Annotated in this window: 1 pseudogene; it reads left to right on the top strand. The window is 43.1% G+C overall.

The annotated features are described in order from the left end of the window. A pseudogene (locus CP370_RS09665) lies at positions 1–283 on the top strand (mucus-binding protein); the annotation flags it as partial.

The following is a 283-nucleotide window of genomic DNA, read 5'->3' as shown; positions in this document are numbered from 1 at the left end:
GCAACATTGACACGGAAAGTGATTCTTGATGCAACTACTGGGGAAATCAAATCTGCGGGTAAGTGGTCTACTGCTAAGTGGGAAAGATACTCAGCTCCAGAATTTAAAGGTTACACTCCAGCCCCAGCTCAAATTGATGAAACTACTGTGAACGAGGATACTCAGGATACAACTGTTGAGATTAGCTATACAGCTAATAAGACTCCAGAGCAACCAGATCACAACGGTAAGCAAGAAACCAAGGACATTACTCGAACAATTATTGTCCACACGCCAAACGGAA

The sequence above is a fragment of the Lactobacillus sp. UMNPBX19 genome, from assembly GCF_002553805.1.
GTDB lineage: Bacteria > Bacillota > Bacilli > Lactobacillales > Lactobacillaceae > Lactobacillus.
Note: the sequence above shows the minus strand (reverse complement) of the source record. Positions and strands in the feature narration are given on the sequence as shown.